The 14,833-nt window shown below is 39.2% G+C and carries 10 protein-coding genes and 1 pseudogene; 1 reads left to right on the top strand and 10 read right to left on the bottom strand.

Features of this window, described 5'->3' with window-relative positions:
- Positions 1–401 precede the first annotated feature (401 nt).
- Positions 402–4,532 (top strand): hybrid sensor histidine kinase/response regulator, encoded by a 4,131-nt coding sequence (locus AC07M6_RS13475; RefSeq protein WP_494890189.1) that lies wholly within the window; start codon positions 402–404, stop codon positions 4,530–4,532.
- A gap of 431 nt (positions 4,533–4,963) precedes the next feature.
- Here AC07M6_RS13475 and AC07M6_RS13480 read toward each other — a convergent pair whose 3' ends face one another.
- The 10 genes and pseudogenes from AC07M6_RS13480 to AC07M6_RS13525 all read right to left on the bottom strand — a co-directional run bounded on the left by AC07M6_RS13480 (position 4,964) and on the right by AC07M6_RS13525 (position 14,583).
- Positions 4,964–5,392 (bottom strand): VOC family protein, encoded by a 429-nt coding sequence (locus tag AC07M6_RS13480; RefSeq protein WP_494890190.1) that lies wholly within the window; start codon positions 5,390–5,392, stop codon positions 4,964–4,966.
- A gap of 45 nt (positions 5,393–5,437) precedes the next feature.
- The gene (locus AC07M6_RS13485) at positions 5,438–5,929 is read right to left on the bottom strand and encodes an SRPBCC family protein (protein ID WP_494890191.1); all 492 of its coding nucleotides are present in this window, start codon (positions 5,927–5,929) and stop codon (positions 5,438–5,440) included.
- The gene (locus AC07M6_RS13490) at positions 5,929–6,246 is read right to left on the bottom strand and encodes an ArsR/SmtB family transcription factor (RefSeq protein ID WP_494890193.1); all 318 of its coding nucleotides are present in this window, start codon (positions 6,244–6,246) and stop codon (positions 5,929–5,931) included. Before AC07M6_RS13490 ends, AC07M6_RS13485 begins: the two co-directional genes overlap by 1 nt.
- 163 nt (positions 6,247–6,409) lie before the next feature.
- Positions 6,410–6,601: a GIY-YIG nuclease family protein gene (locus tag AC07M6_RS13495; RefSeq protein ID WP_494890442.1), complete on the bottom strand. Its 192-nt coding sequence runs from the start codon at positions 6,599–6,601 to the stop codon at positions 6,410–6,412.
- Positions 6,602–6,889: 288 nt separating this feature from the next.
- Positions 6,890–11,212 carry a 5'-methylthioadenosine/S-adenosylhomocysteine nucleosidase family protein gene (locus AC07M6_RS13500; RefSeq protein WP_494890195.1) on the bottom strand — a complete coding sequence of 1,441 codons (4,323 nt, stop codon included), beginning with the start codon at positions 11,210–11,212 and terminating at the stop codon, positions 6,890–6,892.
- A 405-nt stretch (positions 11,213–11,617) separates the two neighbouring features.
- Positions 11,618–12,649, bottom strand: coding sequence for a hypothetical protein (locus AC07M6_RS13505; protein ID WP_494890196.1), 1,032 nt, complete (start codon positions 12,647–12,649; stop codon positions 11,618–11,620).
- A gap of 117 nt (positions 12,650–12,766) precedes the next feature.
- Positions 12,767–12,916: a hypothetical protein gene (locus AC07M6_RS13510; protein WP_494890198.1), complete on the bottom strand. Its 150-nt coding sequence runs from the start codon at positions 12,914–12,916 to the stop codon at positions 12,767–12,769.
- Positions 12,917–12,926: 10 nt separating this feature from the next.
- Entirely contained in the window at positions 12,927–13,307 is a 381-nt protein-coding gene (locus tag AC07M6_RS13515; RefSeq protein ID WP_494890200.1) for a hypothetical protein, read from the bottom strand.
- 53 nt (positions 13,308–13,360) lie between these two features.
- A pseudogene (locus AC07M6_RS13520) lies at positions 13,361–14,167 on the bottom strand (DUF932 domain-containing protein); the annotation flags it as partial.
- A gap of 41 nt (positions 14,168–14,208) precedes the next feature.
- Positions 14,209–14,583 (bottom strand): hypothetical protein, encoded by a 375-nt coding sequence (locus AC07M6_RS13525; protein WP_494890201.1) that lies wholly within the window; start codon positions 14,581–14,583, stop codon positions 14,209–14,211.
- Between the last annotated feature and the right edge of the window lie 250 nt (positions 14,584–14,833).

Here is a 14,833-nt window from a genome sequence, read left to right on the forward strand (position 1 = left end):
CAACGATTAAGACAAATAAACCTGATAAAGCAGGGTTAAATTGACTGATGAGAAAACCCCTCAAATTTAATTTAAGCGGGTTTGACCATTGATAACTTATGAAGTTGCGGGGAAATGCGTAGCCGATTAGAGTACTTCGGAATGATAGGTTTGATATTCCGGAACAAGGCGCTTAGTGGATCCGGAATGTCAATCTCCTCTCTCCCATTTATTTATCCATTTTCTTCATATAATAAGGATTAGCATACTTTAACTAAAAAGAAAGAAAATGCAACTATTTTTAGTTAAATTTGAGATAAAAGAAAATCGTAATTATCCCCCTCAATAAAAATATAAGACACAAGGAAAATTAATTATGAATTAATCATAACATGCATTCCCTCTAAAGGGTTGCAAGCAAAATGAGACAAACAACCCTTTTTATTTTCCTTTTCTTCATGTTTTATCCGGGCTTATCCAATTCGCAGGTCTTAAGCCCTAAATTTAAACATCTTTCTACGGTTGAAGGTCTTTCGCAAAGCCATGTAAGCGCTATTTTAAAAGACAGCAGGGGCTTCATGTGGTTTGGCACCGAAGATGGCCTTGATAAGTATGATGGCTATAAATTCACCCATTATAAAAACGACAGGAACAACAAATCGAGTATTATTGATAACCTGGTATACGATATCCTGGAATATCCGGCCGGCAATTTGTGGGTTGCCACGGCCGGCGGGCTGGACAGGCTTAACCGGGATAAAAACACTTTTACCCATTATCCTGCCGGTTCAATGGGCGCCATAAGAGATATTTTTTTGGATAGCAGGAAAAGGATCTGGTTGGGAACCGCCAAAGGATTATACCTGCTAAATGTGCAAAAAGGTTCGTTTGCAAATTATAGCCGCACTGACCATAAAACCGGTACCGCTTTAAACGATTTTATTTATCAGATAGCCGAAGATAACGACGGCCATTTTTGGATAGGCACCGCAAGCGGCTTATCAAAGTTCGACCCACAGACCCACAAATTTGTTCATTATACCTATCATCCCAAAAATAAGAACAGCATTGGCGCGGATATGGTAAAAACCGTTTTTAAGGACCATAAAGGCGATATATGGATAGGTACCAGGGGTGGCGGGGTAGCCCACTACGATAAGAAGACCAATTTGTTTACAAACTTCACCCACAACCCCGATAACACCAACAGCATAAGCCATAACGATATACTTTCGATGATGGAAGATAAGGACGGGAAACTCTGGATAGGTACCGAAAACGGGGGTATCAGCGTGTTTGACCGCCAGGCCAATAATTTTATTACTTACACATATAATGCAAACGATAGCGAAAGCCTGAGCAGCAATTCTGTTTATTGTATGTATAAAGACGACCTTGGTAACACGTGGATCGGCACTTACTCTGGCGGTGTTAATTTTCTACCCAACTTTGGTGATAAATTCATTTCCTACCGTCAAATCCCTGGTGATCCAAATAGTTTAAGTAACAATAATATTTTATCTATATCGGGAGACCGTTATGATGAAAACATTTGGATCGGCACCGATGGCGGCGGCCTTAACCTATTTAACAGGAAGAAAAAAACCTTTGTTCGTTACCAGCATAATGATAAAAAAATCAATACCATCAGTAATGATTATATCATGTCTATTGTGCCGATAGACAAAGGACGCCTGGCGCTTGGTTATCATATTGGGGGCTTTGATCTGTTCGATAAAAAAAGCGGCATTTTTATACACCATATGCCACAGGCCAACAACCCGAACAGCCTTTCCATTGCAGATGTCAATAACATGTTTAAAGATAGGGACGGCAATTTATGGATAGGCACCTGGAACGGCGGCGTAAATTTTTACAACATAAAAACCGGTGCTTTTACCCGCTATAAGCACAATACTAAAGATAATAACAGTATATGCAGTGATATTATTACGATCATGTTTCAGGATAACGAGGGCGATATATGGATAGGCACCCAAAGCGGCCTGGATAAACTGGATATTAAAAGTGGCCGCGTTATACATTACACACATGATGAGGACAACAAACAGAGCCTATCAAATAACACTATTGTGTCTATTACAGAGGCTGGCAATGACGGTTTATGGGTTGGTACCATTGGCGGGGGATTAAACTATTTTAACAAGCATACCCAAACATTTACGGCTTACAACGAAAAAGACGGCTTACCTAACAATGTGATCCACACTATTTTGGAAGATCATCACGGTAATTTATGGTTAAGTACCAACAAAGGGATTGCCCGCTTTAACCCGCAAACTAAGACTATCAGGAACTATAATATTTCTGACGGGTTACAGGGAGATGAGTTTAAAGGTCATTCCAGTTATAAAACCGCCGACGGGCAAATGTTTTTTGGAGGGGTAAACGGGTTCAGTACTTTTTATCCCGATAGTTTAAAAGACAACACTTTTATCCCGCCGGTTTATATTACGGGTTTGCAGATATTTGACAAACAGATAATACCAGGCGATAAGGATTCGCTTCTTGAAAAGGATATCAGCGAAACCTCCGCCATAAAACTGTCCTACAAGCATTCGGTAATTACATTTGAATTTGCAGCGCTGAATTATACGGCGACTGAAAAAAACCAATATGCTTACAAACTGGAAAACTTTGACCAGGATTGGAATTATAGCGGCACCAAACGCACGGCTACTTATACCAACCTTGATGCCGGTACTTATACCTTCAGGGTAAGGGCATCCAACAACGATGGTAAATGGAATAACACCGGCACCTTTATTAACATTACAATTACACCGCCTTTTTGGCTTACCTGGTGGTTTAAACTGGCTGTAGCCATGATTTTTATCGGGGGCGCTCTGGCGTTCTATTTCATCCGTCACTATGCAGTTGTTCAACAAAAAAAAGAACTGGAGCGGCAGGTTAAGGAACGCACCATGCAACTGGCCGAGGCGATAGAAAATGAAAAAAAACTGGTTTTGGAAGCCGAGGAGGCTAACCGGGCCAAGAGCATATTTTTAGCCACCATGAGCCATGAAATAAGGACGCCCATGAATGGCGTTATCGGGATGGCCTCGTTACTGGCTGAAACCACTTTGGATGAAGAACAGTTGAGCTTTACCCAATCCATACAAACCTGTGGCGAAGATTTGCTGTCGGTGATCAATGATATCCTGGATTTTTCGAAAATAGAATCGGGCAAAATGGAGCTGGAGGAAAAAGACTACAGTTTGCGCACCTGCCTTGAAGAAGTTTTTGACGTATTTATAAACAAAGCCGCCCAATTGGAATTAGATCTGGCGTACCAGATAGCAGATGATGTGCCTGCCCAAATCATAGGCGATAGTTTAAGGCTGCGCCAGATACTGATCAATTTAATAAGCAACGCCATCAAGTTTACAAAAAAGGGGGAGATTTTTGTTGGGGTAAATTTGCTGCATAATTACGGTGATGGCCAGATTGAATTAGGTTTCGGGGTAAAAGATACCGGTATTGGCATACCGGCCGATAAATTAGACCGGCTGTTTAAAGCGTTTTCGCAGGTTGATTCATCAACAACCCGGCAGTATGGCGGCACCGGTTTAGGCCTGGTGATCAGCGAGCAATTGGTAAAGTTGATGGGTGGGAAAATTACCGTCGAAAGCGAAATTGCCAAAGGGAGCACGTTTCATTTTTCTGTCCGGTGCCAAAAAAGCTCCCTGCCCGATCAGATCCATGAAAACTATAACATGAATGGTTTTGAATCCAGTAAGATTTTGATAATTGATGATAATGATACCAATTGCCGGATATTAAACGGCCAGCTTGAACGATGGAAATTAAAACCCGTTATAGCACAGTCGGGTAAGCAAGCTCTTAAAATATTAGCACAGGAGGATGGTTTCAGCCTGGTCATTACCGATATGCAGATGCCCGAAATGGATGGTGTTGAACTGGCAATTGCTATACGTAAGGAATACCCCGGGTTATCAATTATGTTGCTGAGTTCGGCAAGCCACATTTATCATAAAGCTAACCCGAGCCTTTTTTGTTCCATTTTAACCAAGCCGGCCAAACAACATGTTTTGTTTAAGCAAATTATTAAAGAGCTTGGTTCGCAGTCAAATTCAAAGGTAAACGGGCATCAGCCGGCTGAAGCGGCTAAACATAAATTGCCTAATAATTTTTCGCTGTTGCACCCTTTAAATATCCTTGTTGCCGAAGATAACCTGATGAACCAGAAACTGATCATGAAAATTTTGTCGAAATTAGGCTATGAGGCTGATCTGGCGGCCGATGGATTGGAAGCCCTGGAATTGGTGGACAAAAAAGCGTATGACATTATTTTAATGGATGTACAAATGCCAAAAATGGATGGACTGGAGACAACACGGATTATAAAGCAACGCTATGCAGTGCGCCCGGCTATTATAGCCATGACGGCTAATGCCCTGCAACTTGATATAAAAATTTGTATGGATGCAGGAATGGACGACTATATCAGCAAGCCGTATAAACTGGATGAACTGGTCGATAAGCTCGAAAAATGGGCAATTAGGGCCTGAAGTAAACCCATTATACCAGAACGGCGGGAACAATAGCTACTTAACCCCTTGCCCCGTTTTGGGATAGAGAGGATGATTGGTTTGATATCGCATCATATAAAAACGCAGACCACTTTCCCAATCCAAAAGAATACCCCTATTCTGTAATGGCCCAAGTGCTTTTGACTAACTGAAAGCAAAAGGGATAGATGCTGTGCCTTTATAGTACTTTACAAAATAAAAACAGCGGAACGGTTAATCTTCCTATTAAAGCAGCGTAAGACGTAAGGTTCTGTGAATCAAAAAAGCCTGCAAAAAGATTTTGCCGGCTTTTATAAGCTTGATCAGCGGAAAGCGAAGCCGTAATCTTTACGGGCAAATGGTTGGCTTAACAGATGACATTTGACCCGGCACCATGTAAGGGCGCTTTTTTCTTCGGTTAAATTTACCCGTTATAATTGGGGGTCAAATTCTACAATCCATTCAATACCATATTTGTCTCTAAACATTCCGGCGTATGTACCCCAGGGACTGTCGCCAATGGGCCCTTCAACGTCTCCGCCTGCTGATAGTCCGTTAAATATTTTGTCCGCTTCTTCACGACTTTCAGCGCTCACTACTATTTTAGACCTGTTTTCGTTCTCGTTTACCCGCCCCATAAATTCGGGAACGTCGTTGGCCATTAACACATTGTGCTGGCCAATGGGCAAAGCAATGGTCATGATCTTATTTGCTTCACTTTCTGCTACCGGAAAATCATCACTTGCCAGGTCTTTGAAACGAGTGATCTTTGCAAATTCGCCACCAAAAACTGATTTGTAAAAAGTGAATGCTTCTTCAGCATTTCCGTTGAAATTAATCCATGGGTTAATTGTTCTCATAATTTTTATTCCTTAAATTGATTGTAAATTTTCTTTTTATGTTTTCTACGATAAGGTGGCCAACAGTTCTTCCAGGTTTTTCAACGTCATGGTAAAGCCTATTTTGAAGCCTTCCAATAATTTCTCCAATCGCTCAAACGATTCGTTAAAAATGGTAATGTCCACTTTGGTTATACCATTTTGTTCGCTGAAATGGTAATCCCATTCAGAACCCGGCAGTTCACGGTTTTCGTCTTTATCTGAAAACGCGTTGTACATCTTAAAATTGGTTTTCGGGGTAATCGATGTAAATTCCTGTACCGCCCAGCGCTCCTGCCCGTCGGGGCTTATCATCGCGTAAAATCGCCGCCCGCCAACTTCAAAATTCATATACTTGGTTTTGGCGCGCATGGGTGCGGGTGCGCCCCATTGGTCCAGCAGTTCGGCTTTGGTAAAAGCATCCCATACTAAAGACTGCCCGGCATTAAATTCCCTGGTGATGTAAACCGTTTTCGCTGCCTTGTCAACGTTAAAATCAAATAGCAAATCGTTGTTCATTATTCCTGTGTTTTAATTGTTGTTAATAATTGGTCAAGTTGGTTAAACTGAGTTTCCCAGTTTTGCCTGAATTGGGCTAACCAATGGTCAAACTCCTGCATTTTTTTTGCGTTAAAGTGATAATAGATCTCCCGGCCGTTCTGCTCGGGTTTAATCAGGTCGCATTCATGCAATACTTTAATATGTTTTGATACGGCCTGCCGGGTCATATCAAATTTTTCGGCCATTACATTTGGCGTCAATGCCTGGATGGCGAGTAAAGTCAAAATAGCCCGGCGTGTAGGGTCGGCTATGGCCTGAAATATATCCTGTTTCATTTTACAATATCTAAATAAGCAACCTTCAGGTTGCAAATATATATGCAACTTTTGAGTTGCACAAATTTATTTACATTTTTTTTGAGGTATACTAGCGAAGCGATTATAGACAAGGTATAGAGCGATGAGCACAATCGAATACCTGATCCGTTTCCTTACTTTTTTATTTCACTAATAAATGCTTTGAAGCGAAAGCCCTGCCTGATCCAGATTTAAGGTAACGTTCAAACTCATAAGCTTTATATCTGTCAGGAAACGAACAACACCATACCAGTTTTGCAGGAAGATGGAATTTAGTTGCAGGGACATATCCTTTTTTGTGACGAGTATATCTTCCTTTAAGTTTATAGTACAGCCTACATAATGCTTGCCGTTATTAAGTTCGAGGATGTAAACCTAGTACCACATGATTGTGTGAAAATAAGAAAAGCCTGATAAATATAAAATTCATCAGGCTTTAAATTCTTAGTCGCGCTCTATTTCGGCAGGCGGCTCTCCTTCGCAAGTACAGCGGACTTTGTCCGCCGTAGCTCGCTTCGGCGAGCGAAGGCGGGGATCAAGGGACCCCACTACAACACTTAGAGGTAATTTTGAACATTATTCGTGAAATTTACAAGGCGAAATAATAAGGTAATGACTACTATTATAGTTTCTGTATAATTGCCTTCACATAACAGGCTGCACAAATTGCTGCATAATTATGCCAATCATCATTTTTGTCAGTATTGCAATAGTCAACAATTCCTCGAACGATTAAGTATCCCTTTGTTAGTGTCCAAGTGGCGTCTGCAATACCCGGACCTTCCATTTCAATGGCCATAACACCGTGTTGGTCTCTAAGCATATCCCTTTTTTTTTCGTTTTTTAATAAGGTGTTAGATGAACCAATAGACCCATGGTGAACTTTGGGTTCTGACGCAACACGGTCTGAATCGAAAGGGTGTTCTACGAGTACCCCATTAATTCGAAGCAAATCAGATTCGGTGCCAGGTCTATTAGATTTTCTTAGTTTCCCTTCATGCTTTTTTAAATGATCGATCCACGGTTTTTTATTGCCCTCATAGTCGGATATCAAAAGATTCACTTTGCCAAGTAATTTTGCAGACGGTTTAGGAGAAGTGTCTCTTATTTTTATTTCGGTGTCTGTTTCTTTTACGTTGTCGTATTGCAAAAGTCCTTCTCTGTTGGTAACGACAATATCACCCAAACGCACGTGCTTTTCAACGTTTGAAATATGAGGCACACCTCCCGCTATCCCGCAAACAATAATCTCTTCTATTTCTGGAAATGAGCGGAATAAATTTGTCGCTGTACTGGCCGCATTATTGGTCCCCATTTCTTTCATTAGCGCAATCACGATCTTAATATTTTCAGCGTCATTATTTGTTATATAGCCGATGGCATAGTCATTGTCATCATGTTCCGGGCGTTTAAAAGGAACATTATCATAGTCTAAAACTTCTTTCATTGCCGCGAACTCTTTAGGCAATGCAGTGACTACACCTATAGTTTTGTTAGTCGTTTTCATGGCTTCATTAATTGTTATCAGGTAGCTATTTTTTTCAGACACCTCTGAATTACCTGCGTTAACATTATATTTATTTGTAAAATTGACCAGCTTGATATGAAGAATATCAGAGAGTTTACAATAGTTGTGTAGATCGTAAATAACAACTTTGTTAATAAACCGATTTGCTTCAAACATCGAAAACAGTGGTTCCTTAATAATATCAAAGTTCTTCGTTTGGTTATTAAAGTAAGCGTCAATGCCCTCATTTCTAAAATATGGGTAGGCAGATATGTTAACGTCAATATTTTTTTCTGCAAATGCACTTAATAATTTACAGGAAAGTTTAACCATACGCTCTAAAGAAAACTGTCCTCTTAGGCCTACTACCTGACCGCCGCCGATTTTTGCATCAACCGGTCTTAACAGGTTTATCGTTTTATTTTCACTTGGATGAGAGAACTCTTCAATTTCAAATTCTCCCAGATAATACTTAATGATTTTCGATATCTCCTCCCTTTTAGACACGTCAGTGATGTTAGAGTTAATGTGGATAAATGTATTGTACCTAACTTTTCTTTGAACTTTACCCCATTCAGGAACTGTAAGCTTATAATCATCCATCACACGTTTGATATCGGCAGTAAGTTCATCCAACGTTTGAAATGATTCATTCAACAATCTTGTGATGTCCTGATTTTTAAAATCCTTGTATTGATTAGATGCAATTATTCCATATACGCCGACATTTTTAAATGAAATTCTTTTGGTGAGCAACAATTTTGCAACCGCATCGATAAATTGTAAATTATCTTCCGAAAAAGCTTTCCAATATTTAATATTTTCGGAATCATCTTTAATAAGTTTACTAACATTCAGCCTTTCCTGGCGAAGTGCATTGATTAGAATGTCATCTACATCCGGCTGTTTATGCTGCTTTTTGTTTATAGCATTGATTTTTTTATCAATTTCAGCAACCTTAGCTTTATTCTGTGACAGATTTTGATCAAGTTCTGCAAAGTATCTCTCAAAATGTTTTCCCCTAAACAGGAATTCATAAATGAGTTGATGTATAACGCCGAAACTTATGTTGACTTCCAATAAAAGCTGCCCCATTTCCTCATTTACATTGTCCAAGTCATTTTCCTCGTTTTTAGACAAGTCTATTTCCGTGCGCCAATATCGTTTCCAGGTCCTGACTTCGAAATCTCTGCTTTCGGCAATTAAATAATCAGTTATTTTTTGAATATAAGCTAAGCCCCGGTCCTCCGCGTAGCTTTTATATTTATAGTAACCACTGTTTACTGCCGTCCAAATATAATTTTGGTTTAAATCTCTTAAATCCTTAAGTCTTTTTATTGTAAATCCCGAATTTAAATTCGCATTGATCTTATTTTTGTAAGCTTTTACGGAGTTAAGAAATATCTGTAATTCTGCAGCAATTGAAGCTGTGTTGTCATGAAGGTTTATGCAAGAGGTTAGTAGAACTAATTGTTCTTCGTTTAGTTGTTTCTCTTTCCTCAACAAACCGAACAGATCAGCAATTTCATTTACCTTATCTAAATCAGCTTCGTCAAGATCAGATGGTTCATCTGGCTCTCGGTCACTTGTATAAGGTGTGTCAAACTTATTAAAGTCAAATACAAAATTACTTTTATTATTTAGAGAAATCATACCGAGATCTTCCAGAAACTTTGACGTCCAGTAAGATTTAATATTGGGATCTATTATCGGTAAATATTCCCTGTTTGTTAGCGGCTCTAATTCGGTATAATCGGAGACCATCCCGAATAAGTGAGCTTTAATACTAAGCAATTTGACTTTTAGTTTTTTTGGTGTTAAAGTACTGTACTCTTCCAGCACCCCTTCTTTTAAGCCGATTTTTACGAATAGTACAAGCAATTTTTGAAAATATGTTTGTGCTAAATCATTTGCACTTATATTGGTGAGATATCTTTGAAAATACTTGCCTAATAATCGGTTATTATAATTACCCCACGGCACTTCTTCTCCATGACGATAACCCCGATAGAGATATCCCTTTTTATTCACGGTAATGGGTACAATGACCCCGCTATCGACAAAAGTATCTAGGAAAAGAGATAGAATCTGATTAACGTCGGATATGCTGGTTACACTGGCTGAAATGATTTGCTTTAGTGTTTGGATATTTATACCGTCATCTAGTCTGTTAATTTTATCAATAAATTCAATATCCTCAAAAGCTTTATTTCCGAGTCTCTTTACAATCCTTCTGGCGGGCAACTCTTTCTCATAATAGAGATTCAAAAATGGTTGAATTAAATTATAAAGGTTTAGCGTTGGGTTAAATTCATCTTTTTGTTTATCGATTACAGGGTGTTCGCTTAAAAATAGATGATCCTCAACCTCAAATTCAATAGCTTTATTTTGAGGCATACCATTCAGGATGGTTATTATTTCGGGTGGGAACAAGAAATATAGACTTCTGACATTTTTTACATATTTGACCCCGGTCTCGACGATATCGCTTGTACAATCAAGCCAGGTATTGAACAATTTTTCTGCAAAATAGAATTGGATAAAAATTAGCTTTGAGCTTTCAGTATAAAAAAGATGACTTATATCAGTCATAGATATACTTTCTGCGTTGCAAATCGCAGCTATAATTTTATCTGTATTTTTTATACTTATTGGGTTGAAAATTATATACGGAACTACCTTCGCTAAATAAGTCGTGTGGTTTTGGTCTACCTTTTTTTGAGCATATAACCTTAATTTAAAATGAGCTGATCCGCTAATTTTCCAGCCAACCTGCTGATCAAACATCTTTATGAACTTCGTCGTAGGGTTAATAGTACAGCAAAGAATATCGTGGTCAGTTTGCTTGTTACTTGTGGTATTTACGATTCGCCAGTAATTTGATGAATACAGTTTTTCGAGTTTGGTATTATTTAACTTTATTCGCTCATAAATTGGAAAATCGATATTGTACGGTCGTGGCGCTATAGCCAAAGCATCAACAATATGTTTGCAAAATCTAAGGCTGGAAGTGTGGTCAAGTTTTAAATAAGGACGTTGTAAATAACTTGTGCCGTTTTTGGCGGCTAACATATCGTCGACAAACCAATATTCGTTTACGCAAAAAGCATAGACGTCAATTTTCTTGATCTTTAGTTTATCAAGCTTATCGATCAACTTATGAATAGAAGTTCCTGAAATGATTGTGTCGTCAATTATTGCTACTGTTTTCTCCTCTAGCCAGTTTGCATTAAATTCAAGTACCCGATCTGAAATTAATGTTCCATTAATTTCAATTAAGTCAATTTCAATAAGAGTGTCTATGAAACAAGCTGCTTTACGAGCTAGTAAAATATATACATCATATTTCGTTGCTGTAATGGTATTGCAAAAATTGATGATGTGTTTTCTTAATGGTTGATCGAATTGCGCGAGAAATTTTTTTTGGCTTTCTTTCATCGTAAGGTAATAGGTAATAATTGTTAAGCTTTGCCAATAAGTAGCTAAACTTATTTTTGGCAGTTGCAATATAAAATTAAATAATAAAGATCAGGAGAAAACCTTCTGATAATTTACACAGAGTAAGATAGTTACAACCGATTTTCCTTCTCCTAAATCCATTTAGCCTATGGACGGTGTTATCACCGTACCAGTAAAGGCAAAGGCTGCTCCAAAAAGGAAACAGCCCTATAAAATTTATTAAATTCTTTCAGTGATTTAAAGTACTACTGAACTTTTTCTGCGGAATCAAGGGACCCGATTATAACAACTTGCTGTAATTTTAGCTTTAATTCGTCAAATTATTAAGGAATAGTACTAAAGGAGATTTTAAAAAATAAAGGGAGTAAATAAGAAGTGGGCTTGTTATTTACCAGTCCTTATTTCTTGAGCAATTTTTATCAAGTCGTCTTTTAAGTCAGCACCTTTAATCTGGCCGTCAAGATAGCCTAACCGATAGTTAATATCAGTGGTCATTAAACGCCAGTTTGTGGGAAACAATTCATCTATAATTGTTTTCTTTAATGTCTTTACGCTTTTTTCGGCAGTGCGGTCAGTAGGGTCTTGAACCGAAAATTTAACGGCAACATTGCCGCTGATCTTGGGCTGTTCAAATCGAAACTTAATGAAATTCTTGCTTTCAATTGCTTTGGTCAATCTTTCTTCAACTTGGGGCAAGTTAATTTTGTCAATGTCGTTAAGGTTGTAGGTAACATCTTCGTCAAGCTTTATCGAGGCGATAGCTTCCAGGTCTTCAATAAAACTTCTTCTGCGCACAAAATCTGTGCAGTATTTTTTCCTCTCATCTTCATTTACCGGCTGGATTTTTCTTTCAGCGGGTTTAGGCAAATCAAAAACGATCACGTTCGACCAGGTACACTTTGTGCAGCGTTCTTTACAGGTGATCTTATACTTTGTCTTTTTTATAGTCGTGTTGATCTCGCCATTACAATAAGGACAATAACGGGCAGGAGCCTTATAAGGCAGGCCGTTAGATAATAATATTTGGTTATGCTTGGTGCCGTTTCCGCAGGAGAAAATAAAATTCAGGTCATAATCGTCATTGATAAAATCGTAATCAAAAAATTTCATATCAGCCTTGCATACATCGCAATACGGCGCAGGCGGTATCGGATGTTTTTCGATAATCCGGTCTTTTCTTTCATCCCGCTCTACCCATGATTGAATGGTTGCCCTTTTATTTTTCGCCGCTTTTACCCCGCTTTCAGAAAAATTCAAAGACAAGGAAAGAACTTTCTTTAAATCTTCTTCGGTGTGCCTATTGTCTAAATCATGTTTGGCTTTTTGTAGAAGCTCGTCCTTTTCTTTAAGGCTGTTAATTGTATTTCGGTCATATAGATCTATATAATATTGATCTAATTTTCTGTATTTTTCCATAATACTGGTGCTGACAGCGTAAAAGTAACCAACGATCGGCACTTATAAAAAGGTAAAAAGCACTTAGGGCGCGGCGCAAAAATGCCCGTCTGTGTGATAACAGCGGGCATTTTCTGATTATAATTCTACAACTACGCCATCTTGACAATCCGTTGCTTCGGCTTCGGCATCTTCACGGTTGTCAAATACAAGATTGTTGCCGTCTGTATCTGTGCAAATGGCAGCGTACTGTAGGCCGCCAAAAGTCTCAATCACTATAAAACTCATGTTTTTAAATTTAAGGGTTATACAATAAGGCTACCGCCTGTTTAAATTTGCTGTTCTCACTTTTGCCCTCGGCGTATTTCACAATGCGGTCATTTACAAAAAGCACCGTATAATCGTAAGAATGAAACAATTGTTCGGAAAACGTTTTACTGCTCTTTACCATGTGGGTGCGGTGTCTGTTTATTAATGTTTCGGCTTTTTCTGCAAGGGATAACCACGTATCAAAAGTCATTAAACCAAAATCCCATGTATTTTGATACGCTTCTTTGTTGGCTTTCAGGTCGGTGCAAACGTCCTTAATGTGTTCTAACAGTTGTGGTATTTCATCAGGAAAAAGCTCATGCAATAGTTTGGCTTTCCCGATATTATTCAAATTGCTTAATGCTGTCATGATTTCGATTTTTAATGAAGGGTTATAAGGGGATTGCTCCCCCTATAGGTTAATTAATTGAGCGCGCTATTGCCATGCTTGGCAAATTCTTTACAAAGGTCAAAGGCAACTTGCGACCTTTGCAAGCCAGTTCCGTACATGATGGATTTTAGCTTTGCTTCATCGTCCTTGTAATTGCGTACATTTTGAAAGTACCCCGACACGGCATTATACGCACCGTATAACGTGCCCTTAGTGGTTGCTTCCTGTTGGGTGGGATGGGTTAACGCAAACTCCATTACGCTACTGACCATATTATTATAGGTAGTAGATAATTCATCCTGCTTGCCATTTTGCAGGGATTGCAGGGTTTCTTTGTTGGGTGCCATTGCAACCTGTATCAGCCGTTTAATGGAATTGTCGGTTATCCGTATCCTCGACCAGTGATTAAACACTTCCTCTAACTCACCCGCTAACTGGTTGGTAATACCCAATAATGTATGCGCCTGTTTTAACCGGTCGTTTGCACTTGCGGTATGGCGTATTTTAATGGAATTGCTATGGTTACGCAAGGCAGCGTTAAGCGTGTTTTCACATACGACCCTTACAGGGGTAAAAGCTGCGGTGATACTGCCGTAACCGTCATGTGAAGTTGTTAAAAACAAATACTGCGCTATTAAATCGTTCCTGCCGACCTTAATATAATCGGGTAATTTGGCGGTGATAAAAATACGTTCGCCGTTTCCTAATGCCCCTGCGGTTTCGTATAAAATACCGTCCTTACCGCCTACAATCGCATCAAAAAATTCAAATGCGTTTACATTTTGCACCACTTCGTAATCATTGCCAACTACCCCTAAAACCTGTTCGGTATCGGCTTGCTCCTTTTTTTCTTCAAAAAAAGGACGCTGACCTAGCGGTCTTAACCGCCCGCATTTGCCGCTACGCGGCTGATTTTATCAAGTGTGGGATTGCCGCTTGTGTTCCGCTCGACCTGTACAGCAAGCGTTATCCCGAAGGGCAGTTCTGCCACATTGGTGTGATGCAGCTTATAGCTGCGTTCCTTATCCAGGAATACAGTAAGCCTGATCTTTTGCCCGGTTTGTTTGATGGTGCAGTACAAGTCGATGGCCGGTAGCTTTTTGGCCCAGGTCATAAAATTTAATAGGACATGATACTCGCCGGTGGGAATATCATATTTATCATAACTGTAGCTGCGGGGTTCGTAGCCGGAACTGATGGCGGCACGGTAGGTAATGACGTTATTTGGCTTTTGTTCGTTGGTAGTTGTTGTCATGGCTTATTGTTATTACAAGCCAAAGGTGGGGGTTGGTTTTGGGGTGGTTTAACACTATGGATGGATGGTGTTAAAAGTTTTGCATTTAATCAAGGGCGGTTTAAACATCAGCTATGAATATTATTCTGCTGAAAATAATACCAAAGTCATTTACACTTGATTTTTTCAACAGTAAAAACAGCTAATAAGGTAATTATCAGTCTATTTATTCGAGAATTTTTCATTGCCGAAAAACACCAACGCTTAGTGT

The sequence above is a fragment of the Mucilaginibacter sp. GW821-FHT07H05 genome (assembly GCF_059418485.1).